The organism is Vibrio fluminensis (assembly GCF_015278125.1).
Classification (GTDB): Bacteria; Pseudomonadota; Gammaproteobacteria; order Enterobacterales; family Vibrionaceae; genus Vibrio; species Vibrio fluminensis.
In genome coordinates, this window is the sequence record NZ_JADILO010000006.1 from 132,484 (window position 1) to 157,367 (window position 24,884).

The 24,884-nt window shown below is 45.7% G+C and carries 19 protein-coding genes; 6 read left to right on the forward strand and 13 right to left on the reverse strand.

Going from position 1 to position 24,884, the window contains the following annotated elements:
- Nucleotides 1–49: 49 nt before the first annotated feature.
- On the forward strand, nucleotides 50–3,190 hold the full coding sequence (rne, locus tag IRQ95_RS06850) for a ribonuclease E (RefSeq protein ID WP_194436240.1): 3,141 nt from the start codon (nucleotides 50–52) through the stop codon (nucleotides 3,188–3,190).
- 293 nt (nucleotides 3,191–3,483) lie between these two features.
- Nucleotides 3,484–5,043, forward strand: a complete 1,560-nt coding sequence (locus tag IRQ95_RS06855; RefSeq protein WP_194436241.1) for a SulP family inorganic anion transporter — start codon at nucleotides 3,484–3,486, stop codon at nucleotides 5,041–5,043.
- A 124-nt stretch (nucleotides 5,044–5,167) separates the two neighbouring features.
- On the opposite strand, the gene IRQ95_RS06860 is transcribed toward IRQ95_RS06855, so the two are convergent.
- The 9 genes from IRQ95_RS06860 to IRQ95_RS06900 form a co-directional block, all read right to left on the reverse strand.
- A complete protein-coding gene (locus IRQ95_RS06860; protein WP_194436242.1) occupies nucleotides 5,168–6,712 on the reverse strand; it encodes a DEAD/DEAH box helicase in 1,545 nt (514 codons plus the stop codon).
- 207 nt (nucleotides 6,713–6,919) lie between these two features.
- On the reverse strand, nucleotides 6,920–8,038 hold the full coding sequence (rnd, locus tag IRQ95_RS06865) for a ribonuclease D (RefSeq protein ID WP_194436243.1): 1,119 nt from the start codon (nucleotides 8,036–8,038) through the stop codon (nucleotides 6,920–6,922).
- Nucleotides 8,039–8,109: 71 nt separating this feature from the next.
- Complete coding sequence (gene fadD, locus IRQ95_RS06870; RefSeq protein WP_075648749.1) at nucleotides 8,110–9,813, reverse strand: long-chain-fatty-acid--CoA ligase FadD; 1,704 nt, start codon at nucleotides 9,811–9,813, stop codon at nucleotides 8,110–8,112.
- Between the two features lie 204 nt (nucleotides 9,814–10,017).
- On the reverse strand, nucleotides 10,018–10,863 hold the full coding sequence (locus tag IRQ95_RS06875; RefSeq protein ID WP_194436244.1) for an alpha/beta hydrolase: 846 nt from the start codon (nucleotides 10,861–10,863) through the stop codon (nucleotides 10,018–10,020).
- Nucleotides 10,864–11,421 (reverse strand): Slp family lipoprotein, encoded by a 558-nt coding sequence (locus IRQ95_RS06880; RefSeq protein ID WP_194436245.1) that lies wholly within the window; start codon nucleotides 11,419–11,421, stop codon nucleotides 10,864–10,866.
- 73 nt (nucleotides 11,422–11,494) lie between these two features.
- A complete protein-coding gene (locus tag IRQ95_RS06885; RefSeq protein ID WP_194436246.1) occupies nucleotides 11,495–11,797 on the reverse strand; it encodes a chromosome partitioning protein ParA in 303 nt (100 codons plus the stop codon).
- A gap of 42 nt (nucleotides 11,798–11,839) precedes the next feature.
- Entirely contained in the window at nucleotides 11,840–12,541 is a 702-nt protein-coding gene (tsaB, locus tag IRQ95_RS06890) for a tRNA (adenosine(37)-N6)-threonylcarbamoyltransferase complex dimerization subunit type 1 TsaB (RefSeq protein ID WP_194436247.1), read from the reverse strand.
- Between the two features lie 8 nt (nucleotides 12,542–12,549).
- Entirely contained in the window at nucleotides 12,550–14,481 is a 1,932-nt protein-coding gene (gene yoaA / locus IRQ95_RS06895; RefSeq protein WP_194436248.1) for a DNA repair helicase YoaA, read from the reverse strand.
- Nucleotides 14,482–14,585: 104 nt separating this feature from the next.
- Nucleotides 14,586–14,786 (reverse strand): hypothetical protein, encoded by a 201-nt coding sequence (locus tag IRQ95_RS06900; protein ID WP_194436249.1) that lies wholly within the window; start codon nucleotides 14,784–14,786, stop codon nucleotides 14,586–14,588.
- 197 nt (nucleotides 14,787–14,983) lie between these two features.
- Here IRQ95_RS06900 and purU point away from each other — a divergent pair, with 197 nt between their 5' ends.
- Nucleotides 14,984–15,817, forward strand: a complete 834-nt coding sequence (purU, locus tag IRQ95_RS06905) for a formyltetrahydrofolate deformylase (protein ID WP_194436250.1) — start codon at nucleotides 14,984–14,986, stop codon at nucleotides 15,815–15,817.
- A gap of 231 nt (nucleotides 15,818–16,048) precedes the next feature.
- The gene (locus IRQ95_RS06910; RefSeq protein ID WP_194436251.1) at nucleotides 16,049–16,630 is read left to right on the forward strand and encodes a hypothetical protein; all 582 of its coding nucleotides are present in this window, start codon (nucleotides 16,049–16,051) and stop codon (nucleotides 16,628–16,630) included.
- An 85-nt stretch (nucleotides 16,631–16,715) separates the two neighbouring features.
- Here the strand turns inward: IRQ95_RS06910 and IRQ95_RS06915 are convergent, their stop codons facing one another.
- The gene (locus IRQ95_RS06915; protein WP_194436252.1) at nucleotides 16,716–18,728 is read right to left on the reverse strand and encodes an NADPH-dependent 2,4-dienoyl-CoA reductase; all 2,013 of its coding nucleotides are present in this window, start codon (nucleotides 18,726–18,728) and stop codon (nucleotides 16,716–16,718) included.
- Between the two features lie 311 nt (nucleotides 18,729–19,039).
- Between IRQ95_RS06915 and sppA the strand changes: the two genes are divergently transcribed.
- Both sppA and ansA read left to right on the forward strand, forming a co-directional pair.
- The gene (gene sppA / locus IRQ95_RS06920) at nucleotides 19,040–20,893 is read left to right on the forward strand and encodes a signal peptide peptidase SppA (RefSeq protein WP_194436253.1); all 1,854 of its coding nucleotides are present in this window, start codon (nucleotides 19,040–19,042) and stop codon (nucleotides 20,891–20,893) included.
- A 145-nt stretch (nucleotides 20,894–21,038) separates the two neighbouring features.
- A complete protein-coding gene (gene ansA, locus IRQ95_RS06925) occupies nucleotides 21,039–22,055 on the forward strand; it encodes an asparaginase (RefSeq protein WP_194436254.1) in 1,017 nt (338 codons plus the stop codon).
- 83 nt (nucleotides 22,056–22,138) lie between these two features.
- Here the strand turns inward: ansA and ompW are convergent, their stop codons facing one another.
- From ompW to IRQ95_RS06940, 3 genes are all read right to left on the reverse strand, one after another.
- The gene (gene ompW / locus IRQ95_RS06930) at nucleotides 22,139–22,750 is read right to left on the reverse strand and encodes an outer membrane protein OmpW (protein ID WP_194436255.1); all 612 of its coding nucleotides are present in this window, start codon (nucleotides 22,748–22,750) and stop codon (nucleotides 22,139–22,141) included.
- A gap of 376 nt (nucleotides 22,751–23,126) precedes the next feature.
- Nucleotides 23,127–24,005 carry an EamA family transporter gene (locus IRQ95_RS06935; RefSeq protein ID WP_194436256.1) on the reverse strand — a complete coding sequence of 293 codons (879 nt, stop codon included), beginning with the start codon at nucleotides 24,003–24,005 and terminating at the stop codon, nucleotides 23,127–23,129.
- Between the two features lie 246 nt (nucleotides 24,006–24,251).
- On the reverse strand, nucleotides 24,252–24,812 hold the full coding sequence (locus IRQ95_RS06940) for a sugar O-acetyltransferase (protein WP_194436257.1): 561 nt from the start codon (nucleotides 24,810–24,812) through the stop codon (nucleotides 24,252–24,254).
- Between the last annotated feature and the right edge of the window lie 72 nt (nucleotides 24,813–24,884).

Consider the following 24,884-nt stretch of genomic DNA (forward strand, 5'->3'; position numbering starts at 1 on the left):
AGAGAAAGCTAAGCAACAAGCACATAAAAAATGACAACGAGATTTTTAAATGAAAAGAATGCTAATCAACGCAACTCAAAAAGAAGAGTTGCGCGTTGCTTTAGTGGATGGTCAACGCTTATTCGATCTTGATATCGAGAGCCCAGGCCATGAATCCAAAAAAGCAAACATCTACAAAGGACGTATCACTCGAATCGAACCTAGTCTTGAAGCTGCCTTCGTAGACTACGGCGCAGAAAGACACGGTTTCCTCCCTCTAAAAGAAATTGCTCGCGAATACTTCCCTGAAGGTTACTCTTATCAAGGCCGTCCAAGCATTAAAGAAGTGCTTACCGAAGGTCAAGAAGTAATCGTCCAAGTGGAGAAAGAAGAACGTGGCAGCAAAGGTGCTGCACTAACCACGTTTATTTCTTTAGCGGGTAGTTACCTTGTATTAATGCCAAACAACCCTCGTGCTGGCGGTATTTCTCGCCGTATCGAAGGTGATGAGCGCACGCAACTAAAAGCGGCACTAAGTACTCTAGAACTGCCTCAAGGCATGGGTCTTATTGTTCGTACGGCTGGCGTTGGCAAAAGTGCAGAAGAGTTAGAGTGGGACTTAAATGTTCTTCTAAACCACTGGGGTGCAATTAAACAAGCGTCTGATTCGAACCCAGCACCTTTCCTAATTCACCAAGAAAGTAACGTTATCGTTCGCGCGATCCGCGATTACTTGCGTCGTGATATCGGCGAAATCCTGATTGACAGCAACACAATGTATGAGCGTGCGCTCGACCACATTCGTCTAGTTCGTCCTGATTTCGTAAGCCGAGTTAAGAAATACGATGGTGAGGTTCCACTATTTAGCCACTACCAAATCGAAAGCCAGATCGAGTCTGCGTTCCAACGCGAAGTTCGTCTGCCTTCTGGTGGCTCTATCGTAATCGACCCAACTGAAGCACTAACCTCAATCGACATCAACTCTGCTCGCGCGACGAAAGGCGGCGATATCGAAGAGACCGCGCTTAATACCAACCTAGAAGCAGCCGATGAAATCGCTCGTCAGCTACGTCTACGTGACCTTGGTGGTCTAGTGGTTATCGACTTTATCGATATGACACCAGTTCGCCACCAACGCGAAGTTGAAAACCGTCTACGTGACGCTGTCCGTATGGACCGTGCACGCGTACAAATCGGTCGCATTTCTCGCTTTGGCCTACTTGAGATGTCTCGTCAACGTCTAAGCCCTTCTCTAGCAGAAGCAAGCCACCATATCTGTCCTCGCTGTACAGGTACTGGCGTTATCCGTGACAACGAATCTCTTGCACTTTCTGTTCTTCGTCTGATTGAAGAAGAAGCACTAAAAGACAACACTTCACAAGTTTTAGCTGTTGTACCTGTGCCAATCGCTTCTTACCTATTGAACGAAAAACGTCGCTCTGTAAACCATATTGAGCGTAACCAAGAAGTGAAAATTACGGTAGTTCCTAACTCTGATATGGAAACACCGCACTTTGAAGTGATTCGTGTTCGTGAAGGCGAAGAAGTTGATCTACTTTCTTACCTACTTCCTAAGAAGCTTGAAGCGATGAAGGAAGCAGAAGGTAAAGAAACGCCTGATACAGAATACAAACCGAAAAAGATCGAAGAGCCTGCACTTAAAGGCTTTGCCGCTCCTGCACAATCTGCTCCAACCCCAGCACCAGTTGTTAAAGCTCCAGCAGCCAAGGCACCGGTAAAAGCGGAAGAAGCAAAAGATGAGCAGCCAGGTCTATTCGGTCGTTTCTTTAAAGCTCTAGGTAACTTCATTTTCGGTTCTGACAAGACAGAAGAACCAAAGAAAGAAGAAACTGTTGAGAAAGAGAAACCAAATCGCAATAACCGCAATCGTCGCAACAACCGCAACGAACGTGGTGACCAGCGTCGCCGCAACAACCGTGATGGTAACCGTGACGGAAATCGCGACTCTAACCGTGACAGCAACCGCGACAATCGTGAAGACAAACGCGACAACAAGCGTAAGCCAGCACGCGATGAAGCAAATACTGAGCAGAAACAAACTGAACGCAAACAGCAGAACCGCAAGCCGAAGCAAGAACGCCGTAACAAGCGTGAAGATGCGAAGCCAAGCAAAGTTGCTGAAGAAGGTCTAAAACTTGCAGCAGAAGCGCAAGTCGACAAGCCTGAGACACGCGCTGAAGAAAAAGCAGTGAAAGTCAAAGAGCGTCGTCAACGTCGTAAACTAAGCAAAAAAGTGCGCGTTAAAGACCAACTAGCAAATGCTGAACAGATTGATGAAACAAATGTTGAGCAAGTTGTTGAAGCTGCCGTTGCAGAGGCTACTGTTGTAGACACTCAAGCGCCTGTGAAAGCGCAACCAGTCGTTGAAGCGGTTGACACTGACAATGACGATGCACAAGAAGGCAAGCAACGTCGTAACCGTCGTTCTCCACGCCATCTACGTGCAAGTGGTCAACGTCGTCGTCGCGGCCGTGATCGTCGCCCTAACCCTTTCCGCCTGCGCAAAGGTGGTGTTGCATCTCCAGAGATGGCGATGGGTAAGGTAATGCCTCGCTACGATCTTTCTAAGCCAGCGCCTCGCTCTCAACAAGCAAAAGAGCAACAACCAGCGCTAGTGACAGAAGCTGTCGTTACGGAAACTGTAGCAATTGAAGCAGCAGTAACAAACGTGGCAACTCTAGGTGGTTACGCTTGTCCTGAAATGGCAATGGGTAAAGTCATTATCCGTCGTGAGCAGCCTACTGTGGTAGAAGCGCCAGTTGAAACGGTCGCTGAGCCAATCGTTGCTGAAGTTGTAGAAACAGCACCAGTGGTTGAAGCGCCAGCCGTTGAAATCGCTCAAGAAGTGACTGAAACAGAAACTGCGCCAGTAGTAGAAGTAACAGAAACTGTTGTTGAGCAAGTAACTGAAGTTGTCGCAACAGAAGCGGTTGTTGAGCAAGTAACTGAAGTTGTCGCAACAGAAGCGGTTGCACCAGCAAAAGTTGCTGTGGCGAAAGCTGTACTAGCAAATGCAGTGAAAGCTCACGCAAGTGCACCAATGGCCAAAGCGCCAGGTACACAAGAGCTTAAAGAAATCACTATCAATGCAGCACCTTTGCGCACTGAACGCTACCAGCCAAAAGGCGCAGGTAGCCAAGTCGCTAAGAGCCAAGCAGGTTCGGGAATGACGAAGCCTTCAGGCTTCTAATCTCACAGCCCACTCTGAAAGGCTGCTAGTAATAGCAGCCTTTTCTTTTACTAAAAAGTCTCTTTCTCGATAACAAATATTTAGCATTTTTATCGGTTTACATCTGGTTTATTCTTGAACTTAATCACAGTTTTCGGTAGCATGCGCCGACTCGAACTGAATCATGATTTAGTCACTTTGCTCTTTTATATTCCAACTTTGCTTCAGTGACTTATCAAGAAGAGATTCTCCATATACCCGAGTAACGTTTAGATACTTGGATATAAATTAACACTTAGCCTAACTGAGCAAATATGTTTGAATTTCCACAATTTTCAAAACACTCTGTAAAAAACGACGTGTTGTCAGGCTTAACGGTTGCACTTGCTTTAGTTCCTGAAGCAGTAGCCTTTGCCTTTGTCGCTGGTGTTGACCCTATGGTCGGCTTATACGCGGCATTTATCGTAGGTCTTGTAACCTCAATCTTTGGTGGTCGCCCTGGTATGATTTCTGGCGCAACAGGCGCGATGGCTGTTGTGATGGTTAGCCTAGTTGCGACTCACGGCGTACAATACCTTTTTGCGGCAATCTTGCTTGCAGGTATTCTGCAAATTACCGCTGGCATCTTTAAATTGGGTAAGTTTATCCGTATGGTGCCGCACCCAGTAATGATTGGTTTCGTAAATGGTTTAGCGATCGTTATCTTCTTAGCTCAACTTGGACAGTTTAAAGCGCCAGACCTCAGCGGTGCGCTAACATGGCTGCCAAACGACCAAATGTTCCTAATGCTTGGTCTAGTTGCGTTAACTATGGCAATCATCCATTTCCTGCCTAAACTGACGACAGCTGTACCTTCTTCATTGGTTGCGATCGTGACAGTGACCGCGCTCGTGGTTGGCTTGGATCTGGATACTCGCACGGTTGTAGACTTCCTACGCACTATGTCAGGCGACGAAGCAGCTACTTTAGCAGGCTCTCTACCTACCTTCTCTATTCCTGAAGTACCGCTAACACTAGAAACGCTGCAGATCATTTTGCCATACGCGATTATTCTAGCGGCCATCGGCTTAATTGAATCACTATTAACATTGACCGTATTGGATGAAATGACCAATACACGTGGTCAGTCAAACCGTGAATGTATGGGACAAGGTCTCGCGAACATAACTTGTTCGGTATTCGGTGCGATGGGTGGTTGTGCGATGATCGGTCAATCGATGATCAATGTGAACTCCGGTGGTCGTGGCCGCCTGTCTGGTATCGTTGCGGCGGTAATGCTGCTGGTATTTATCCTGTTCGCATCATCACTGATTGAAATGATTCCTCTAGCTGCGCTCGTTGGCGTTATGTTTATGGTGGTCATCGGTACCTTTGAATGGGCTACCTTTAAGCTTGCTCGCCGTGTGCCAAAACAAGACTTCTTCGTTATCGTACTAGTAACAGTAGTCACTGTACTGACTGACCTTGCAGTGGCTGTGGCAGTGGGTGTGATTGCTTCGGCACTGATGTTCGCTTGGGAACACGCGAAACATATCTATGCTTCAAGCAAAATCAATGAAGATGGCTCAAAAGAGTACAAAGTTCATGGTCCTATCTTCTTTGGTAGTGCTGCAAACTTCCTAGAGCTATTTGATGCGAAAAATGACCCAAGTGATGTGATTGTCGACTTCGCTAATTCACGCGTCACCGACCACTCTGCGATCGAAGCGATTGAAACGCTAGCTGAACGCTATGCTGCGGTAGGTAAAACGCTGCACTTGCGCCATCTGAGCCAAGATTGCCGTGCCCTGCTACATAAAGCAGGCAGCCTAGTGGAGATCAACGTTAAAGAAGATCCAAGCTACAAAGTCGCGACCGATGTTCTCGCGGGTTAACTAGCAGCTCAGATTTAAAAGGCTTCCCTCGGGAAGCCTTTTTTGCATATGCGCTCTTGCGAAATAAAAACAAAAAGCCCTGTGATATCACAGGGCTTTCTCAATCGAAGTTCGTCGCTAATCGTTAGCCGCGATTTGCGCTTGCTGGGCGCGGCTTACGGTTTTGTGCTGGCTTACGCGTTGCCTGACCATTTGGTTTGCCGCCATTGCGTGAACGGTTACCACCATTATTATCCGTTGATTTCGCTCGGTTAGCTTGCCCGTTATTATTACCTTTACCTTGCGCATTACCTTGGCCAGTTTTGTTAGCAGGCTTGCCCTGTCCTTTTGCTTTAGGCTTACCACTATTGGCATTTGGCTTTTTACCTTCGCTCGGTTTATCACCAAAATGGCGCTTGTTCTTGCTTGCAGGCTTATGACCGCGAGCGTTGTCACCTGAGCGTTGACCATCTGCATGCTCTGATTTTGGTTTCTTAGGCTTCTTCGGTTTTTTTGCTTTAATTGGACGTGTATCCAATACAGATTCAGGCAATTCGTTTACCGCTTTATAGCCATCTAATTCAAGACGAGGCAGAACTTGTTTAATCAAACGCTCAATACCAAATAGCTCAGCGACTTCCTCATTACACACTAATGAAATTGCTTTACCCACTTCACCAGCACGGCCAGTACGACCAATGCGGTGCACGTAATCTTCAGAAACATTAGGCAATTCAAAGTTAACCACTTGCGGAAGTTGCGGAATGTCGATGCCACGTGCGGCGATGTCTGTTGCAACTAATACTCGCACTTCGCCCGATTTAAAATCAGCCAACGCTCGAGTACGCGCTCCTTGGCTCTTGTTGCCGTGAATTGGAGCCGCGGTAATGCCTTCACCATTTAAGTAAAATGCAAGACGGTTGGCACCATGCTTGGTACGACAGAACACTAACACTTGACGCCAGTCACCATCGTTAATTAGCTTCACCAACATTGGCGCTTTTTTGCGCTTGTCTGCTGGGTAGATAAATTGCTCGATCGTTTTCGCCGTCGAGTTAGCTGGGTTAACTGAGATCTCAATTGGGTTGTTGACTAAGCCTTTGGCTAGATCGCGAATTTCATTAGAGAACGTCGCCGAAAATAGCAAATTTTGGCGATTTTTTGGCAATAAATCGAGAATTTTACGAATATCGCGGATAAAGCCCATATCAAGCATACGGTCAGCTTCATCCAATACCAACACTTCTAGCTGGTCAAATTTAACCGCCTTTTGGTTGTAAAGATCCATTAGACGCCCCGGCGTTGCCACCAGCACATCCACACCACGAGTCAGTTTTAACATCTGTGGGTTGATTTTAACCCCGCCAAATACCACTGCAGAATTAAGATCAAGGTAACGGCTGTAGTTATGCACGTTCTCATGCACCTGTGCCGCAAGTTCACGGGTTGGGGTTAAGATCAGTGCACGAATATGATTGTTCTTAACACGTGGACCATTATTAAGGCGCTCTAGAATTGGTAGCGTAAAGCCTGCGGTCTTGCCTGTCCCGGTCTGAGCTGCTGCCATGACGTCGTTGCCTTCAAGAATCGCTGGAATCGCCTTAGCTTGAATTGGCGAAGGAGTATCGTAGCCTTGTTCTTTGATGGCTTTAAGAATTGCAGTAGAAAGAGCGAGTGAGGTAAAACCCATAAATTAGTTTCTCAATATAAAGTGGTTCATACCAAGCAAAACGATGAAATCTAGCTCGGATTGAAAAGTGCGACATTCTGAGGCTTTTGCCTGCTTGCCGCAACTATTGTTTTGGCTCGTTAATACGAATCAACAACATAAAAAATAAAAGGCTGGGAGTTTGCCCAGCCTTTCCATGTGCAGAGTTAATTAACCTAAATTGGTTCTCTATTTAATCAGCTTATCGAGCTTTTGACCGAGTAACTCTAAACGCCAACCTTGCATTACATCTGGCAGTTTGTTCTCGTCTCGGTTGCGTTTCCAAACCCAACTGATCACACTGTTAAGCTGTTTTTTCGATGCCAAAAATTCGCTGGCTAAACCACTGCTATCTGATGCTTTCTTCACTTCATCTTTCAGCACTTTAAACAGCTGCTTGTAACCAGGCTTGTCCATCAAACGAACAATCTTCTCGGGATGTTGTTCTGTTGGCGTCATTTTTGCTGCTTTCACTAGCGCGATGATGCGCGCACTATGTCGCTGCACAGAACGAGGATCCATGCCCTCTTGTTCCATTTGGTAGCGGTTAGTGAGACCTAAACGAGCAACCGTCAGCAAATCATTCTCTTTAAACACAAAGTTAAGCGCTAAGTCACGACGTAACGCTTCTTTATAGCGCCATGTCGCCAACGGTTTTAGAATCGCTAACTCACGTGGTTTAAGCTGCCACGCACCTTTAATATCAAGATAGACATTATCGGCATCCACAGTTTTGATACGTTTAGCCGCAATCAGTTCACACTCTTGTTTAGCCGCTTGCCACCAGCCAGCTTGTTCAACTTCGGTAAGTAACTTCTCATAAAGCGGTTTTAGGTAATAAACATCTGCCGCGGCATAATCAAGCTGCTTTTGCGATAGCGGACGCGCCATCCAGTCAGTACGCGACTCACTCTTGTCCAATGCCACGCCAAGGTTTGCTTCGACTAACGCCGCAAAACCCGTAGACAAACCGTTGCCAAGGAACGCCGCCATGATTTGCGTATCAACCATTGGCTGCGGTAAGCACTTAAAGCTATTGAAGAATACCTCAAGGTCTTCACCACAAGCATGTAAAACCTTCATTACCGAAGTATCTTTCAATAGCTCAACAAACGCGCTCATATCTTCGATTTCGAGTGGGTCAATCAAAGAGAGTGTTTCACCGTCAAACAACTGGATCAAACCTAGTTGTGGGTAATAAGTACGGGTGCGAACAAACTCAGTATCAAGCATTACAGCTTCAACAGTTCGCGCTTTTTTGCACACAGCTTCTAGCTCTGCACTTTGAGTAATAATCTGATAGTTCACTTAATTCTCGCATTAAAAATGCCGGCATGGTCTGCCGGCATTCTATCATTATTTATTCAGGGCTGCTTGGCTTACTCAGCGTTCGCTTCTGCCTTCTGCGCTAAAATTGCATCATTCTCTTCACGAAGAACGCGACGCAGGATCTTACCAACGTTCGTTTTTGGTAGATCATCCTTAAACTCAACCAGTTTAGGGATCTTGTAGCCAGTTAAATGCTGACGACAATGCGCGATCACTTCTTCTTTGGTTAGGCTTGGGTCGCGTTTCACAACGTAAAGCTTAACGATTTCACCTGAGACTTCATGAGATTGACCAATCGCGGCAACTTCTAACACTTTACCATGCAGTGAAACCACATCTTCGATTTCATTCGGGTAAACGTTAAAGCCTGACACAAGAATCATGTCTTTCTTACGGTCAACAATGTACAGCAAACCTTCATCGTCAAACTTAACGATGTCGCCCGTCGATAGCCAGCCATCTTCAGTCAAGACTTCTTTGGTCGCTTCAGTACGCTGCCAGTAGCCCTGCATTACTTGAGGACCACGAACTTGAAGCTCGCCCACTTCCGTATTTGGTAATGGGTTGCCTTCTTCATCAACAATACGTACTTCTGTTGATGGTACTGGCAGACCAATTGCACCAGTGTAATCAGTCAAATCGTATGGGTTACCGGTTACTAGCGGTGCGCACTCGGTTAAACCGTAGCCTTCGAGTAGATGCACACCCGTGATCTTTTTCCAGCGCTCAGCCACACCACGTTGTACAGCCATACCGCCGCCTACTGAAAGCTTCATCTTGCTGAAATCTAGCTCATGGAAGTCTTCATTGTTTACTAGCGCATTGAACAGAGTGTTTACCCCTGTCATGGCTGTGAATGGGTATTTTTGCAGCTCTTTAATAAAACCAGGGATATCACGTGGGTTAGTGATAAGCAGGTTGCGGCCACCGATCTCAATGAACAATAAGCAGTTCACTGTTAGCGCGAATACGTGGTAGAGCGGCAACGCGGTTACAACAAGCTCGCGACCTTCAGACAATACAGGACCATAAGCCCCCTTCGCTTGAAGTACGTTTGCGACCATGTTGCGGTGCGTCAAAATTGCCCCTTTAGCAACACCTGTTGTACCACCGGTGTATTGCAAGAAGGCAATATCATCGCCAGTCATAAATGGTTTCACGTACTGTAGACGACGACCTTTGTGCAGTGCTTTACGCATTGAAATTGCACCCGGTAGATCGTACTTAGGCACCATACCTTTAACGTATTTCACCACGAAATCGACGATGGTTCCTTTAGCACGAGGTAGCATTTGACCAAGACTAGTCAGAATGACGTGCTTAACTGGCGTATTATCAACGATTTGCTCAAGGGTATTGGCAAAGTTAGAGACGATAACAATCGCTTTTGCACCAGAGTCATTCAATTGATGCTCAAGTTCACGTGGCGTGTATAGTGGGTTAACGTTTACCGCAATAAGACCAGCACGCAAGATACCAAACAGCGCTACCGGATATTGCAGCAAGTTTGGCATCATTAATGCCACACGGTCGCCTTTTTGTAATTTGAGATCGTTTTGTAGGTACGCGGCAAAAGCTCGGCTGCGCTCTTCCAACTTACGGAAGGTCATTACCGAACCCATATTCATAAATGCAGGCTGATCAGCGTATTTCTGTACTGATTGCTCAAACATTTCTACCAATGATGGATATTGGTCTGGGTTGATGTGCTCAGGCACTTCGCTTGGATAACGAGATAACCAAGGTTTATCCACGATACTACTCCTCGAATTAGACAGGTGTTGTAATACGTTACTCTATCGCCGTAACGGTGCCACATACTCGATAAATCGGCATGCTTCATCAGTATGCAACATCACAATATTGCACAAGGGGTTACCATGCTTTTTATGGCACGTCATTCATGCTGTATTACAACACAGGCTGAGTGTTCGAGCACCTAAAGCTCAAACACTTGTTTAAATTTTGTTAACTAAAGCAAAAATCTGTTGCGCTGTTAAGGCAGGTTGCTGCAAATGGCAATGATGTCCACCTGCGATGTAGGCAACGTTGGCTAAGTTGTCGCTATCTTGCGTTAAGTGAGGGTAACCTTGCTCACCTAAAATCAGCCAATTGGGACACTCAATTTGCTGGCGAATTTGCTCAGCGTGTTGAAATGACATTCGATACAGAGAGTCACTTTGCAACTTAATATCATGTCTTAAGCGCCACCCTTTTGGGCTCACTTCGCCACCACGCCACACGATCGGAGCAATTTGCTCTGCTGTAACATGATTTACCGAAGCTCTGCGTTCAATGATCTCGTCAATCGAAGCAAATTCACGTGCTGGTTTGTGGCGGACTCGACGACGTTTAATCACGCCATCACGTAGCCTTTGCACGGTTTTTTCACTCGATTCTGCCAGTGGACCATTGCCTTCAATCTGCACTAAAGCAGAGACTTGCTCAGGAAAGGCGGCACTATAGCAACTTGCAATCAAAGCACCAAGCGAATGTCCTACTAACACTAACTTGTTTGGCGAAAGATTAAGCAAAAACTGATAAAGGTCATCAATATAGTCATGAAATGGGTAGTAATTACCATCACACTTATGTTCGGACAAACCATGACCAGGTAAGTCAATCGCGCATTGGTGTATGTGAGGAGCAAGCTGATGTAGCTCTAACATTACCGTCTCAAAGCTAGCCGCATTATCTAACCAGCCATGTAAGTAAACAACCGTCAAGCCTGTTTGGTTGGCGTGGCCAATTTCTCGTGCTGCCAACCTCGTATCTAGCAGTTGGTAATGAGTCTCTTGAAACATTTATTTGACGTCTTGAATGATGCGACCTTGACGGGTGCTGTAGTGGATATCGCGACAATAGATACCGCGACAAGGATAAATGTAACTGCCAGTTTCATTGACAATGACACGCTCCTCAATTTTCCATAAACGGTAGCCTTGCGCATTCATAACGGGAAAATCGTAATCAAATTCACCAACAGGTGATACTTCCGTGCCATTTGATGAGCCTAAAAAGGTAATTAAGCGTCCAGGTGCAAATGCCACTGGATCTTCGAAACCTTGTAGGTAAACGACAAAGCGACCTTTCGGCTCTTGGTCAAGATCGGGCTTGCCTGCTGAGTCAATGGGCAAATTGACAACTTCAATACGAGTGCGCTCGGTTTGATTGTCGACACTGGCAATTACGCCACCTAAACGGACTTCTGAGTTGAGGTTAGGCGCTTGTTGCCAAGCCGCGTAGTCGGTAACTACATTGGGATTATCTGAAGCTAATTGCTCCGGAAGTGAAGAACAAGCGGTAAGAGCAAGCAAAGCAGTCGCGCAAATGGCTGACTTAATAAAACGCAGATTTTTCATAGTTTGGGTCTACTCATCTGATCGGTTATCTAAAGTATAGCGAAACGAATCACGAAGCCCGTTGGGCCAAAACTTATATATAGATATCGACACCCAGCATCTGAATCAGTTCATCGCGTTTTGCCTGATTCATCACCCTCATGTACTCTTCCATTGCTTTGCGACCACGACCTTCAGGAAGATCGTACTGAATTTGCGCCTTATGAATGTCAGATTCTTGTACATGTCGAATAGTATGGGCAACCGCATTAGCCACCTTAGAAGGTTGGGATACATCCCCTTTCTGTTGGGCTTTTTTTACCCCGTTCTTTTTATTGACTCGATTGGTTTTACCCGAGCCCGGTATAGAAGGAGGTAATCCGTTAATTGACACCATACTATTCACCTATCATCCGTAGACTATGAATTAGCTAATCAGTTACTCACGACCCGGCAACTTTTTCCATGCCACATTGTCACGTAGATAAACTGGGCTAGACTCTTCTACTGGTACTGTCTCGCCTTTAGCAAACATGTGCTTGGCTACCTGCACAATATCTTGTGCATCTGGGAACAATACATCGCCTGCTACGCGCGTTAGTGGCAATGCTGCCAACTCATCTTGATACGCATCCCAACCTGTACCCGCAGTCGTCCATTGCAGCTCATCTGCCGCAATTTGCTCACACAGTGTAGCTGGCGGAATCACACATTCAGCATCAGTCGCTAGCCATTCACCAGTCTCTTGGCGGCTGTAACGACCCCAGTATACTTCATTCATACGCGCATCAATTGCCGCTGCTACATGGGTTGCGCCATTCACACGATACGTACCCTGCGCCATTGCCTCTAGTGTTGATACACCAATCATAGGTAAATCAGCACCAAATGCTAAGCCTTGCGCAATACCGATACCAATGCGCACACCAGTAAAGCTGCCTGGTCCGCGACCAAATGCCAAAGCATCAAGCTCTGCTAGGGTAACACCCGCTTCTTTAAGCACTTCGTCGACCATTGGCAGAACCAACTTAGTGTGGTCACGTGGTGCTACTTGGCTACGTGCATAGACTTGGTCGTCGACAAGTAGTGCAACTGAGCAGTTCTCAGTTGATGTATCTAGGGCAAGAATCTTTGCGCTCATTGAATTCTCTAATCTTGATTATTTGTTACTGAAATTTGGTGTAGAAAGTCCTCGATCACCCCTAAATCACGAGTGCGAGGTATGGCGGGTAAACTGGCAAGAAATACTCCACCATATTCACGTGTCACTAATCGATTATCACAGATGATCAGCGCGCCTTTGTCTTTCTTATCACGAATCAATCGCCCCACCCCTTGCTTTAAGGTAATTACCGCATCGGGCAATTGTACTTGAGCAAATGGATCGCCCCCTTTCAGGCGACAATCTTCGATGCGCGCTTTTAACAGCGGGTCATCGGGTGCGGTAAATGGTAATTTGTCGATAATAACACAGCTCAGGGTGTCACCTCTAACATCAATCCCTTCCCAAAAGGCGCCAGTCGCCACCAGCAAGGCATTACCTAGCTCCATAAATTCCGCTAAGGTCTTTTGTTTACTGGTTTCACCTTGCATCAACACTGGTACGCTCAACACTTCACGAAAGCGCTCACCAAGCTCACGCATCATGCTGTGAGAGGTACAAAGGAAGAAACAACGCCCTTGGTTTTGCTCGATTAGCGGAGCAAGCATAGTGACGAGCTTATCCGCCAGCCCAGGACTGTTTGGCTCTGGCAAATAGCGCGGCACACACAACCGAGCTTGAGTTGGATAATCAAAAGGGCTAGGCAAGGAAAATTGTGCCGAAGGCTTTAGCCCTAATCGCGAAGTAAAGTGCCCAAAATCATCGTTTACCGCCAAGGTTGCCGAAGTAAAGATCCACGTCCCTTGCTTAAGCTCGATCTGCTCATGGAATTTATCTGCCACGCTCAGTGGCGTAATGTGCAAACTAAAATGGCGCGGGGTGGTATCAAACCAGTAAGAGTAACCCGTGATAGAGACATCACACACGCGATCAATACGCCCTTTGATGGTATGAGCGCGTTCAAACGCCACATCCAGCAATTGACTTCGCCCCAGTACCAACTTGAGCACTTCTATCGCAAAATCAATCGCTTCACGCACGCGCTCAACTTCTCTAGCGATGGAAGGAGAATTGATTGCCTCACGCCAGTTACCGCGAAAACCTGGTTCGCCCAAACAAATGCGCAAATCGCTTGCTGACTGAACCAGTTTATCGGCCACTTTTTGTAATTGACGCATATCTTTCGCTTCGGTGCGATAGCCAATTTCGATATCTTTGGCAAGCTCCTGAATTTGGCGGCTTGATAGCGATTGCCCAAAGTATTGGCTGGCAATATCAGGAATTTGGTGCGCTTCATCAAAGATAAACACCTCGGCTTCAGGGATAAGCTCACCAAAGCCTGTCTCCTTAATCGCCAAATCGGCCATAAACAGATGATGGTTTACGACCACTACGTCTGCATCTAAAGCTTTCTTACGTGCTTTCAGAACAAAACATTCGGTGTAGTTCGGGCAATCTTTACCTAAGCAGTTATCGTTGGTCGACGTGATTGTTGGAATAACTGGGCTATCTTCTGCAATCGCATCACATTCTCCCAAATCACCGCTTTTACTCTCTGATGCCCATGAGCGCACTTTGACCAATTGAGTCAGTAACGTCGGATCGGTATGCGTGCCATGGCTTTCAATCATCTGCCGACCCAGTCTTTCAATACAGAGATAGTTTGCTCGCCCTTTTAATAACGCTACTTGGCCATAAAAGCCCAACGCAGAAGTCATTAATGGAAGATCGCGGTGAAATAACTGCTCTTGAAGGTTTTTCGAACCCGTACTGATAATGGTTTTTTTACCACTAAGCAATGCAGGCACTAGGTAAGCAAAAGTTTTGCCGGTACCTGTTCCGGCTTCGATCACCAATTGGCTCTGATCTTTAATGGCTTTACGTACCGCTTCCGCCATATCAAGCTGCGCTTGACGAGGCTGAAAGCCCGGTATCGCTTTCCCGAGAGCGCCTTCTTGTGAAAAAGTTTTTGTGATCATTGGAATGCAGAGTTAAGCAATTTAGTTAGAACTGATTATACCTCGATAGCAAAAAAAAACGCGACCTTGAAAAGTCGCGCTTAAGTTCGATATCAGTGTAACGGTTAACGTTTATTAAGATAACGCGATAACCATGCTGGCCCATCAAACTCATTTTTACTCACTAGCATAGCGTGTGCGGCGTCACTTGGTGATGCCTTTGATTCCCACATTTCGGTCAATATAGATTCATCTAACTGGCAGTCACCGAGTAGGCTAGTGACTCTTTCGCTATAAAGTTTACGGGCTAATAGTTCTTTATCCATAACAACCACCTTAAGACGCTCAATGAGGGAAGAAAACTTCAACATTGTCTAACCAACTCTGTTTTAAGTAGATTATTTGTTGAATTCCACTCGATATTAGTTTAATTGTTAAGCTATTATTGCGGGTCAGCTCACCCTTCAGAAGCGCCGAAAAATTTCAGAATACGAAAAAAATAATTCACGGAAGTAAATACGAAATGGAAAAGAAAACACTGCTTACGCACTGTACTGATGCCCCTGGACTTATCTCCAAGATCACCAATATTTGTTATAAACATCAACTAAATATCATTCATAACAGTGAGTACGTGGATAACTCAAGCGGTCACTTTTTTATGCGCACCGAGTTAGAAGGCTACTTTAACGATCATACCTTTCTGGCAGACTTAGATCAGGCATTACCCACTGGGGCAAAACGCAAGCTAGTCGATTCAAGTCGTAAGCGCGTAGTCATTTTGGTCACCAAAGAAGCGCACTGCTTGGGTGATATCCTAATGAAGAATTTCGACGGCAGCTTAGATATTGATATTGCAGCAGTCGTCGGCAACTACGACACACTGCAAGGGCTAACCGAAAAATTCGATATCCCTTATCACCATGTGAGTCACGAAGGCTTGTCACGCGAAGAGCATGAACAAGCGATGCTAACCGTGATTAACCAATACCAAGCAGACTATCTGGTGCTCGCTAAGTATATGCGTGTGCTAACACCAGGCTTTGTTGAGCAGTACCATCATAAAATTATCAACATCCACCACAGTTTCTTACCTGCATTTATCGGTGCAAAACCTTACCAACAAGCCTTTGACCGTGGCGTTAAAATCATTGGTGCGACGGCACACTTCGTGACTAATGATTTAGATGAAGGACCAATCATCAAGCAAGATGTCATTCCGGTCGACCATACTTTTACAGCTAAAGACATGGCACAAGCAGGACGAGATGTAGAGAAAAACGTATTGAGTAAAGCGCTCAATAAAGTGGTGAATGACCACGTGTTTGTCTACGGCAACAAAACGGTCATTCTGTAAGGCTAAGGCTCTGCTAAATAAGCTGATTCCGCTTTGGAATCAGCTTTTTTTCATCTCAAGAGAAATAATTACATTTAGTTAGTGAAACGATTGCGTTCTCTCCTTATTATTACCGCTCGTGATACCAGTCTCACACGTAAGACAAGCCTATTCGCTCGCCCACTGAAAGCGATACGATGGCATAACTCGGTGACTCACCGAGTTCAATTAACGACAATAACGAGCAACAACATGAAAAAAACATTGGTATTGGCTGCAATCTCTGCGGCACTTTCTTTCCCAACTTTCGCATCGGCTGCTGATCCAGTTGAGTTTCAAAAAATCCCACAAATTATGCAGCAATTCGAAAGTGCAGAATTGTATGTAAAAAAAGCGCCAACTTTAGGTCGTTTACCAACTCAGCAGGAGCTGGGACAAGACTTCCCAACTTACGTATCTGACGGCAAAGGTGGCTACTCGCTGGAAACACGTAACGTAATGACCGATAACGTGGTAGTGGCGAGCATGAGCAAACCAATTGTGGGTGATGTCTACAACCAATGGTTAGTACCAAAAGATGTTTGGACAGGTACTTACGGTGAACTGCCAACCTCAACGGAATTTAAGCCATTCAAACGCATCGCAACCATCAAAGCGATTAAAATCGATAGTGAGATGCTAGAACTACTTGGCTCAACCGACGGAAAAACCGCGGTGATCAAAGTGAGCTGGGATGACAAAGGTATGAAGGTCTACAAAGACGGTTACCTTGCTGATTACGAGTACGGTATTGCACCACAAGAAATGCAAGAAAACTACGAGCTCGCGAAATAACAACCGATACCGCTTGGCAGAAAATAGCAAATAGCCCTCCACTGGAGGGCTATTTCTCTTAGGCTACTCAAATCACTTTCACCAACTACAATTTAAGACCTAATTCGACACCTTGACGAATTGCTCTGACCGCATCGAGTTCTCCAGCATGATCTGCACCGCCGATAACATGTAACTTATCGCCAAGTTGCGTCCATTTATCTTCAAATGGTCTGACAGAGACTTGCCCAGCACAAATCACAATGCTGTCAGCATGGATGGTGGTTGTTTCACCTTCATACTTAATTTTTAACCCTTCATCAGTCACGGCTTGGTACTCAACACCGCCAAGCAAATTCACGCCACGCTTTTCCAATGTTCGCTTATGAATCCAACCTGTGGTTTTACCTGGGCCTTTACCAACGCGCCCTTGGCGACGCTGAAGTACCCACACTTCTTTATCGCTAAGAGAATCAGGATAAGGATATAATCCACCCGGATGGGCAATGTCTTTATCAATGCCCCACTCATGTAACCAGTCATCAAGCTGATGATTGGTCGGCTCGGTGATCATCGTCGCGACATCAACCCCAATGCCGCCGGCACCAACAATCGCAACTTTGTCACCCAAATAAGTCTTCTCTTTAATTAGCGTTTGATAATCAATCACTTTTTTCGAGTCTTTACTACCCTCTAGTGCAATTTTTCTCGGTTCAACTCCTGAAGCCATGATCACTTCATCGTACTCTTTGAGTAAGTCAAAATTCGCTTCGGTTTCAAGGTGCAGTTTGACACCAGTTTCGTCGATTTGATTAGCAAAGTAACGAATGGTCTCACGGAACTCTTCTTTGCCTGGGATTTGCATCGCTAAACGGAACTGACCGCCAATGCGATCATTACGCTCGAATAGATCCACTTGATGGCCACGCTTTGCTAGCGTTGTCGCACACGCAAGCCCTGCAGGTCCTGCACCGACAACCGCAATATTTTTGCTGTCATGTACTGGTTTTTCTAGCAATTCTGTTTCACGACACGCGTAAGGGTTAACCAAGCAACTGGCAGCCTTACCTTTAAATACATTGTCGAGACAAGCTTGATTGCAACCAATACAAGTATTGATCAATCGCGATTCTTGCTGTTCCGCTTTGGCGACAAAATAAGGGTCGGCTAAGAAAGGTCGCGCCATGGAAACCATATCCGCCTGACCGGATGCAAGGATCTGCTCCGCTTCTTCAGGCATATTAATCCGGTTGCAAGTAATGATAGGAACAGAAACATGAGGGCGAACTTTTTCTGTCACCCAAGTAAATGCGCCACGTGGTACCTGAGTGGCAATCGTCGGGATACGTGCTTCATGCCAACCAATACCGGTATTAATTAGCGTCACACCTGCTTTCTCAAGCGCTTGCGCCAACTCAATCACTTCATCAAAAGTGCTGCCTTGCTCAACCAAATCCAGCATCGATAAGCGGAAGATGATAATGAATTGCTCACCGACTTCATGACGAATCGCTTTAACAATTTCCAATGCGAGGCGAATGCGGTTCTGGTAACTGCCACCCCATTCGTCATAACGAGTATTGGTACGCTGACAGATAAACTGATTGATTAAGTAACCTTCTGAGCCCATCACTTCAACACCGTCATAGCCCGCTTGTTGTGCGAGTGACGCGCTGTTGGCAAACGCTTTAATAGTTTTATTGATCTGTCTAACGCTCATTTCACTCGGCGAAAAACGCGCGATTGGCGCTTTAATCGCTGACGCACTTTGCGCAAAGGGATGCATCGCATAACGACCAGCATGGAGCAATTGCAGTGCAATTTTGCTGCCATTATCGTGAACGGCTTGGGTAACCACCTTATGTGCCTGAGCATGCTTTGGCTTACTAAACTCTGCGCTAAACGGATGTAGGCGACCACGCAGATTAGGAGAGAAACCACCCGTTACGATAAGCCCAACTCCACCTTTGGCGCGTTCTGCATAAAACGCCGCAAGTTTCCCGAGCCCTTGTTTGTCCTCTTCCAGCCCAGTGTGCATTGAGCCCATCAGCACGCGATTTCTCAACTGGGTGAAACCTAAATCTAACGGTTTAAGTAAATTTGGGTACATGGCAGACATCACTTCATTATTGTTGTTGTGGTCTGACCAGATTACGTTCTAATTACACAAAAATCAAACATGCGTTTACATATTCGCAACATTGCTCACTTTTCTGGTTTAAGACGTAGATAGTAGGGAGGCAATATCATATCGCCACCACTCTATTGATTGCCGGAAATCCAATTGCTCCGAGCAATAATTGGGCGGCAGAGAGTGGCTTTGGCTAGATTTAATAATGAATAGAATGAAAGGCTCTGGTGATACTCCTTAAGATTCAGTAGGATGTGAGGTTAGTCGTTAGAACCTGTGGGGAACACAGCGGAGAAACAATGAAAACCATATTTAAATACATAGGGCTGTTTTTCAAAGGCATTTGGAAAACCATCACTTTTGTTCGCGTAGCTTTAGCAAACCTACTTTTCTTAGCGTTTATCGGCTTAGTGTATTTTGCTTACACTAACGTGGACTCGGCCGTTACTCCGCCAGCCCCTCAAAAATCGGCACTGATCGTCAATATCTCAGGGCCTATTGTTGAACAATCTAGTTACCAGAACCCAATGGATTCCCTAACAGGATCTTTATTTGGACAAGACCTTCCGCGTGAAAATGCGCTATTCGATATTGTTAGCACAATTCGCCACGCCAAAAACGACGACAACATTACAGGTATCGTTTTAGCCTTGCGCGACATGCCAGAAACGAGCCTGACAAAACTACGTTATATCGCCAAAGCACTCAACGAGTTTAAAGCTTCAGGAAAACCAGTATATGCGGTAGGCGATTTCTACAATCAGAGTCAGTACTATTTAGCCAGCTATGCAGACAAGATTTATCTAGCACCGGATGGCGCAGTAATGATCAAAGGTTACAGCGCTTACTCTATGTACTACAAAACTCTGCTTGAGAAGCTAGACATCAACACACACGTATTCCGTGTTGGTACGTACAAATCCGCTATTGAACCGTTTATTCGTGATGATATGTCGGCAGAAGCAAAAGAATCAGCATCACGTTGGCTTGGACAACTGTGGGGCGCCTTTGTCGATGATGTTGCGACGAACCGCTCTATCGACGCTGAAACACTGAACCCCAATATGGACCAGTTCGTAAAACTGGTCAAAAGTGCCGATGGCGACCTAGCAAAACTTTCACTGCAATTAGGCCTTGTTGATGAGTTAGCAACACGCCAGCAGGTACGCAACGAAATGATTGATGCGTTTGGTAGTGATGGCGAAGATAGTTACCCATACGTTGGTTACTACGACTACATGGCATCCGTACCTCCTAGCTTCGATATTAATGACAACGATGTCGCTGTGGTTGTTGCAAGTGGTGCAATTATGGATGGCTCTCAGCCTCGCGGCACTGTGGGTGGCGATACCGTCGCTTCACTTCTGCGTGAAGCTCGCAACGATAATAAAGTTAAAGCTGTCGTGCTGCGTGTAGACAGCCCTGGGGGCAGCGCCTTCGCTTCGGAAGTGATTCGCAATGAGGTCGACGCGCTTAAGCAAGCCGGCAAACCTGTGGTCGTTTCAATGTCGAGTGTTGCTGCCTCTGGTGGTTACTGGATTGCGATGGGCGCTGACCAAATTGTCGCACAACCAACGACTATCACCGGCTCAATTGGTATCTTCAGTGTCATCACTACCTTTGAGAAAGGGCTCAATAATATTGGTGTTTATACTGATGGTATCGGTACTTCGCCACTCTCTGGCATTGGTATGACTACAGGCATTCCAGATAAAGCTGCCGATGCGATTCAACTTGGTATCGAGCATGGTTACAGCCGCTTTATCAACTTAGTGAGCAACAACCGTAATATCCCATTAGATCAAATGGAAGGTATTGCAGAGGGTCGTGTATGGACAGGTCAAGATGCGATGAACCTTGGCTTAGTCGACAAAATGGGTGACTTTGATGACGCCATCGCGTTAGCCGCAGAGCTTGCTGAGCTGGATAGCTACAATATTTATTGGGTTGAAGAACCGCTTACGCCTGCGCAGCAATTTGTACAAGATTTTATGAATCAAGTACGCGTGTCGTTAGGACTTGATATCTCTGCATTTGTACCAGCGGCTCTACAACCAGCCGCCAAACAAATCACGCAAGACATGGGCTTGCTACAGAGCTTTAACGACCCTAAGGGTCAATATACGTTCTGTCTAAATTGCCAAGTTTACTAGCATTTAAACGCGATATTTTCGCCTGATAACCTACAATTGCGCTTCCCTAGGGGCATCTCATCAGGAGATGTCCCTTTTTATTCCATATAGCATCTATTATAATCCCCGCCTCTGTTCCCCCCTACAACAAAACTGGTTTCAAGCAATGGCAAGAAAACACATCTACATCGCTTACACTGGCGGTACCATTGGTATGCAGAAATCCCATGACCACGGCTACGTACCGGTGGCAGGTTTCATGGAGAAACAGTTAGCAAGCATGCCTGAATTCCATCGTCCAGAGATGCCGGAATACACCATTCATGAATATGAGCCTCTGATCGACTCTTCTGACATGACGCCTGCTGATTGGCAACAGATCGCCGACGATATCCGAGATAACTACGATAAATACGACGGTTTCGTGATCTTACATGGTACAGACACCATGGCATACACTGCGTCTGCACTGTCCTTTATGCTAGAAAACTTAGGCAAGCCAGTCATCATTACGGGTTCACAGATACCATTGGCCGAGCTGCGCTCGGACGGTCAAGCTAACCTGCTCAATGCGCTACACCTTGCGGCGAACTACCCAATTAATGAAGTCACACTGTTCTTCAACAATAAATTGATGCGCGGTAACCGTAGCACCAAATCACACGCCGACGGTTTTAATGCCTTCACTTCCCCAAACCTTCCACCACTTTTGGAAGCTGGCATCAACATTCAAGTGAGCAATCATGTGAGTGTTGGTGAAATGCCACAAGGTGAGTTCAAAGTCCATGACATTACACCGCAGCCGATTGGCGTGATCACCATGTACCCAGGCATTTCGCACGAAGTGATTCGCAACACGCTACGTCAGCCAGTTAATGCAATGATCTTGCTAACCTTTGGCGTCGGTAATGCACCGCAAAACCCAGAGTTACTGGCGCACTTAAAAGAAGCCTCAGAGCGTGGCGTGATTGTGGTGAACTTAACTCAATGTTTAGCGGGCAAGGTCAATATGGGCGGCTACGCGACAGGTTGTGCACTCGCGGAAGCAGGCGTGATCAGTGGCTATGACATGACACCAGAAGCGGCACTGGCGAAGTTGCATTACTTACTCAGCCAAAACCTGAGCTACGAGCAGATCAAAGAAAAAATGCAGCAAATCCTGCGCGGTGAAATGAGCATTTAACACTTGCACTCATCAGCACCCAACGTTAAAAAAGCCGACATCGTGTCGGCTTTTTGTCAATCTAGCTTTCGAGCAAAAAGCGTTTAGAATTTGTAACCGCCCGAAATCATGAAGATCCACGGGTCAATCTCGACATCAACATTTTCATTTACCGCACCGCGGAATTTTGCTGTTGTATCAATGTCAGCATACCAAATTGAGCCATTCACAAACCAATCATCATTCAACATGTAATCAAGGCCTATGTTTGCTGCTAGCCCCCAAGAATCATCTAGAGATAAAGACGTGCCAGCAATATCGATTTTCTCATCAAAAAATGTCGTATAGTTTACGCCCGCACCGACATAAGGACGAAAATCACTTTCAGAGGTGCCAAAATAGTACTGAACCATAAAGGTTGGTGGTAAATGCTTAGTCTCTGCCACATCATCACCTTGCAGCGAGATATCATGGGAAAAAGGCGTGGCTGCTAAGACCTCAAAGCTAATGTTATCGGTAAACATATAACCAAAGGTTAAGCCAAGCTGGGTATTAGAACCGACTTCCAGTTTCGCGCCTAAATCTTTACCACTATCATCATTAGGCACAACCGATGCCAAACCGGCACGGACGATAAAATCCCCTTCTTTATGAGCAAATGCTGAGGCTGAAGTGAGGGCTGTAAGTACGGCTAAACTGATTATTGCTTTTTTCATTGTTATTTCCTTGTAGGGCGTGTTTTTAGTCTTAATTGCATGAGAAAACACCACTGCCTTATGCATGCAAATTAGTGCTAATTGCGACCAACTTAACACAGTAAAACCCTACAAATTTGATGGAAATCAATTGTTCACTTTTCGCTCATAACTCAAACATCACAACAAAACGTTGATCACTTCACACTGCAAATATTGCAACAATCATGTAATGCGTATTTTATGTGCATCACACAAATGCCAGATAGAACTCCAAGAAAATTCCAATATTAGTTTTAAATTTCAATTAGACTTATTTAGCTGGAAGAAATAACTTTAACAAAAGAGAGAGCGAGCTTAAAAAGTGTACTAAGTAAAAATTGGAGTGAATCGTTATTTAACTGCGTCGCAACAATGTGGCAAACTTACCATCAGTGCGGTAGAGGATCAGCGCGAATAAAATCAAACTGCAGCCAATCATCTTATTCAACGAAATTTGTTCACCATACCAAGCGATACTCAAGAAAACCGTCCAAACAGGTTCGAGGATCATGATTAAGGCTGCATTACCAGGAATGATCTGTTTTTGCGCCGTGGTTTGCATTACGTAACGCAATGCCGTGGCTAGAATCGTACTAGCAGCAAACCATCCCCAAATCGAAGGTTCCACATGTACAGGGACCGATTCAAAAATCGCACTGGCCGTCAAACCAATAACACCCGTCACAAACAATTGAATACAGGTAAGCAGCAGAATCGGTAAGGTTTGTGAATACTTACTGTTTACATTGAAGTGCAATGCCAATACGACGGCATTGAAAAGAAACCACAATTGACTGGTCGAGCTCTGCCAGCCATCTTTTAGTGAAAGAAACGCTAAGCCACTCATCGCGACAGGCAATGACACCCAGAAAATACGTTTCGGTCGTTGCCCAAATAACACCCAAGCAACAAAAGGCACCATCAGCATCGAGAGGCTGAGGATAAACGCCCCTTCCCCCAGCGTATCACTAATTGAAATCGCGTGAATCCAGCTCATTAATGCCGTAGCAAGTAAACACCCCACCATCGCCGCAGAACGGATATCATGCCAACTTGCTCGCTTTAGCGCACCAAAACAGAATGGGAGCAAACATAACGACGCGAGCAAAAAGCGCAGTCCAACAAAACCAAACGGCGGTAGACCTTGAATGGTTTCTTTAGAAAAGATCCAACCAAAGGCCGATAAAATGGTGGCCAGTATTAAAATGGTTGCCGCTTTTCGTTCTGATTTCACTATCGGTTGCTCTTTATTTTTGAGGAGTCACTGACTGAGTAACGCCAGTGACTAATAGAATTAGGTCATCTAAGAAATGATGCCATTTCAACCAAGCATGCGCGAGCCAGGTCCTGCCAAAATTCTCACCAAGCGAGAAATAGTTCACTATTCCGCTTCGCAGTTATCCTTGCACTCGAATCAGTGGCAATGCTCTGAATCCAGCATCTTGAAGTCACTTGAGTATATAGCGTGACCAACTCGAAATTATTGCTGCGCTGATTCTAGGCGACGAATCAGTTTCGCTGGCGTGCCACCATAGAGACAATCGGGCTCTACGTCCTTAGTGACTACCGAGTTAGCCGCAATGACTGAGCGAGCACCAATGGTCACGCCTTGGTTAATCACTACGTTGCCACCAATCCAAACATCATCTTCGACCACAATTGGCTTGCAGAATGTTTCCCAGTTACGGCGGCTCATATAATCCAATGAGTGCCCCGCAGTATAAAATTGGGCATTCGGTCCAATCAGTACATGATTCCCAATGGTAATTGGCGCGCCATCTAAGAATGTCGCATTCATATTGATAAAGGTTTTTGCACCAATCTTAATCGTTTGGCCAAACTCGCATGAGAACGGTGAGCGAATAATACTGCCTCGACCATACTGAGCAAACAGTGCTTGATAGAGTACTTCACGGCTGTCCTCAGCGGTGGCTTTGTTCAAATCCGCCAATAACAGCGCGGCGCGATCACGAATTTGATTAATAGACTCATCACCACCATCAAATGCCAAACCCGCTATCATCTTTTCAAATTCGGTCATATTTTCTTTCCTGCGTACAATCACACGCTAAATAACACAACTAACAATATTAGAACCAAGCTACAAAAAAAC

What these genes read in the sequence shown, in the direction of transcription:
- rne (WP_194436240.1), top strand. Translation starts at nt 50, where the DNA reads ATGAAAAGAATGCTAATCAACGCAACTCAAAAAGAAGAGTTGCGCGTT.
- IRQ95_RS06940 (WP_194436257.1), bottom strand. Translation starts at nt 24,812, where the DNA reads ATGACCGAATTTGAAAAGATGATAGCGGGTTTGGCATTTGATGGTGGT.
- IRQ95_RS06900 (WP_194436249.1), bottom strand. Translation starts at nt 14,786, where the DNA reads ATGGATAAAGAACTATTAGCCCGTAAACTTTATAGCGAAAGAGTCACT.
- IRQ95_RS06885 (WP_194436246.1), bottom strand. Translation starts at nt 11,797, where the DNA reads ATGGTGTCAATTAACGGATTACCTCCTTCTATACCGGGCTCGGGTAAA.
- IRQ95_RS06855 (WP_194436241.1), top strand. Translation starts at nt 3,484, where the DNA reads ATGTTTGAATTTCCACAATTTTCAAAACACTCTGTAAAAAACGACGTG.
- sppA (WP_194436253.1), top strand. Translation starts at nt 19,040, where the DNA reads ATGAAAACCATATTTAAATACATAGGGCTGTTTTTCAAAGGCATTTGG.
- IRQ95_RS06915 (WP_194436252.1), bottom strand. Translation starts at nt 18,728, where the DNA reads ATGTCTGCCATGTACCCAAATTTACTTAAACCGTTAGATTTAGGTTTC.
- purU (WP_194436250.1), top strand. Translation starts at nt 14,984, where the DNA reads ATGGAAAAGAAAACACTGCTTACGCACTGTACTGATGCCCCTGGACTT.
- yoaA (WP_194436248.1), bottom strand. Translation starts at nt 14,481, where the DNA reads ATGATCACAAAAACTTTTTCACAAGAAGGCGCTCTCGGGAAAGCGATA.
- ompW (WP_194436255.1), bottom strand. Translation starts at nt 22,750, where the DNA reads ATGAAAAAAGCAATAATCAGTTTAGCCGTACTTACAGCCCTCACTTCA.
- tsaB (WP_194436247.1), bottom strand. Translation starts at nt 12,541, where the DNA reads ATGAGCGCAAAGATTCTTGCCCTAGATACATCAACTGAGAACTGCTCA.
- IRQ95_RS06880 (WP_194436245.1), bottom strand. Translation starts at nt 11,421, where the DNA reads ATGAAAAATCTGCGTTTTATTAAGTCAGCCATTTGCGCGACTGCTTTG.
- IRQ95_RS06910 (WP_194436251.1), top strand. Translation starts at nt 16,049, where the DNA reads ATGAAAAAAACATTGGTATTGGCTGCAATCTCTGCGGCACTTTCTTTC.
- IRQ95_RS06860 (WP_194436242.1), bottom strand. Translation starts at nt 6,712, where the DNA reads ATGGGTTTTACCTCACTCGCTCTTTCTACTGCAATTCTTAAAGCCATC.
- ansA (WP_194436254.1), top strand. Translation starts at nt 21,039, where the DNA reads ATGGCAAGAAAACACATCTACATCGCTTACACTGGCGGTACCATTGGT.
- IRQ95_RS06875 (WP_194436244.1), bottom strand. Translation starts at nt 10,863, where the DNA reads ATGTTTCAAGAGACTCATTACCAACTGCTAGATACGAGGTTGGCAGCA.